This window comes from Paracoccus sp. (in: a-proteobacteria) (assembly GCF_032007265.1).
Lineage (GTDB): Bacteria > Pseudomonadota > Alphaproteobacteria > Rhodobacterales > Rhodobacteraceae > Paracoccus.
In genome coordinates, this window is sequence record NZ_DALZMB010000206.1 from 1 (window position 1) to 2,112 (window position 2,112).

Annotated in this window: 6 protein-coding genes; all 6 read right to left on the reverse strand. The window is 58.2% G+C overall.

Annotated features, from left to right (window positions below):
- Positions 1-66: 66 nt before the first annotated feature.
- Positions 67-339 carry a DUF6378 domain-containing protein gene (locus RTS12_RS20665; RefSeq protein ID WP_312532029.1) on the reverse strand — a complete coding sequence of 91 codons (273 nt, stop codon included), beginning with the start codon at positions 337-339 and terminating at the stop codon, positions 67-69.
- A gap of 97 nt (positions 340-436) precedes the next feature.
- The gene (locus RTS12_RS20670) at positions 437-667 is read right to left on the reverse strand and encodes a hypothetical protein (RefSeq protein ID WP_312532031.1); all 231 of its coding nucleotides are present in this window, start codon (positions 665-667) and stop codon (positions 437-439) included.
- Positions 664-1,299, reverse strand: coding sequence for an HNH endonuclease signature motif containing protein (locus RTS12_RS20675; RefSeq protein WP_312532033.1), 636 nt, complete (start codon positions 1,297-1,299; stop codon positions 664-666). The genes RTS12_RS20670 and RTS12_RS20675 overlap by 4 nt, the downstream gene beginning before the upstream one ends.
- Positions 1,296-1,535, reverse strand: coding sequence for a hypothetical protein (locus RTS12_RS20680; protein ID WP_312532035.1), 240 nt, complete (start codon positions 1,533-1,535; stop codon positions 1,296-1,298). The genes RTS12_RS20675 and RTS12_RS20680 overlap by 4 nt, the downstream gene beginning before the upstream one ends.
- Before the next feature lie 26 nt (positions 1,536-1,561).
- Positions 1,562-1,807 carry a hypothetical protein gene (locus RTS12_RS20685; RefSeq protein WP_312532037.1) on the reverse strand — a complete coding sequence of 82 codons (246 nt, stop codon included), beginning with the start codon at positions 1,805-1,807 and terminating at the stop codon, positions 1,562-1,564.
- 5 nt (positions 1,808-1,812) lie between these two features.
- Positions 1,813-2,061 carry a hypothetical protein gene (locus RTS12_RS20690; RefSeq protein WP_312532039.1) on the reverse strand — a complete coding sequence of 83 codons (249 nt, stop codon included), beginning with the start codon at positions 2,059-2,061 and terminating at the stop codon, positions 1,813-1,815.
- Positions 2,062-2,112: the final 51 nt, after the last annotated feature.

Sequence of the window (2,112 nt, forward strand, 5' to 3'; positions counted from 1 at the left end):
CGAGGGCGGCAAAAGCGCGGCGCATGACCCCCGAGGTCTCACAGCCGATCAGGACTGATAGGGCGGTCATTCTGTGCCACCTAATGCCAGCTCGCCCCCGCAAGCGAGGTATCCAATGCCGTCGAGCCAGTTGCCTGGATTGCTTGGGTTTGCCTTGAGGCGCGCGCATTTCATAAGGTTCATCATGATCGCGACATCGGCAGAAGTGATTGCGCGATCGAGATGGGCAGACCAATAGGCTGCAATCAGGCCAAAGGTATCCTCAGGCTCGCCGTGTGTGGCGTTGCGGTCGCGGGTCACCAATTCCTTGGCAGTATCGAGTAGTTGCGCGCGTTTCACTCCAGATCCTCCGGGAAGCAGACAGGGCAGGGCACATAGGCGAGGAAATTGAAATCCTCGGCCCCGTGGCCAAGGCAGGTGCGGCAGTCCGGATCGGTCATCCTGTGGCCTCCTGAAAAGCGGCAATTGCGATCCGGATATTCTCCCATTTTTCGGCAGCATCATCGCCAAAATCGACGGCGATATCCTCTCGGGTCATGGGGGTGTGTTTTGCATTTATCATGATCGAAATCCTTCGACTTTCGTCCGGATCAACTGCCTCGCGCAATGCTACCCGCGCCTTGGCCTGGCGAAGAATGTTTCGGTAAGGTTCTGCTATGCCGTTCATTTCTTCACCTCGTAAGCTGCGTGCTGAAGCTTCGCGATCGCCATGACTGTCGGCCTCAGCTCCGGCGGGGCGGCATCATAGGCGAGGCGCTTCTTGTGCCGGCCGCCGTTCAGTCTCGACAGGACACCCCGTGGGACAGCTTCCCAGTTGCTCGGATCAGTGTTGGTCTTGTCCCCATCCAGGCATTTGAGAGCATAGCCTTCCGGGATTGGGCCGTTCTCTTTTTCCCAAAGCCAGCGATGCTTGTGAACGGGCCGGGTGGCCGCACCTGTCCATGGATTGGTCTCGGCCACGATCATCACGACATAGCCGTCTTTGCTGTCGATGCGCTCATGGCCTGCACCTTTGTGGTTGTGGGGGAGCTGCCCTGGTCTGAAACGCGTGGCGGCGCTGTTTGCGTTGTAGGGCATCGTCTTACCCTTGTTCTCAGGGGTGCGACCCTTTGCGTATCGCCCGTTTCGTCCGGTAAACCAGCCTTTGCGTTTGCACAGACTGTTGAGGTTCGTCAGCGACACATCGTTGCGATCGAACCGGGCGCAGAATTCGGCATGCATATCGCGCCGGTTCTTTTGCGCATGGACTTCAACCCACGCAATTTCATCCGGCGAATATGGAATAGCGCGGCCCTTCATGGTTCGCTCTTTCCGATTTTCGGCAACATCGGCATGATCGCGTCCCCATGCTCAGCGAAGAGCTTTGCTGCTTTCAGTTGCAGATTGGCGGTGTTGATTACCTGATCCGCCAGGGTGACGATCGCACCCGCCCGCTTCACTTCCTGATCAATCTGATCGGCGCTGAGATCTTCATCTGCCAGGCGCTCGAGCTGAGCAAAGAGGTGGTTGTTCAGATCGCCGAGTTTGTTTTTCATTTCGGATCCTCAATCTTTTCCGCCGATCACGGCTTGCTGTTTTCAACGCGCCGGTATTCGACACATTCAGTGAAGGTGGTTGGGACAAGCACTTTACCCACGGGCAACAGCAGTGTTTGCGCGACGGTATCGCTGCACTCCCATATGCTTTTGGGCAGGGCGAAGGAGTCGGGCGTTTCGCCCGCGATAGCGGCAATGATGACGCTGATGAGGATTAGTGCCGCAGCCGCAGATGCGGCGCACAAAAAGCCCATGGTGAGCCGTTCAAGCATATCCCTCAGAGTTCCTCTGGAAAGCAGATATGGCAGGCGACGGAGGCCGCTTCGGCATACTCCTCGTGCCCCGATCCTGCACAGACCCGACAATCCGGATCCGGCCCAAGCTGCCCACTGATCTGGCGGATGGCCTCTTGCGTGGTGTGAGCAACGCCGCCGGAGCCAGTGGCTTCATGCGACCAGGTGATGGCTCCGCTTGGATGATCGCTTTGGATCAGGGTAATGCCGCGATGGTTGAGGGGATTAGTCATTCGGTATCCTTCCGGCAATCGGGATGCCGGCCCGCGCGGGGCCGGTCACCG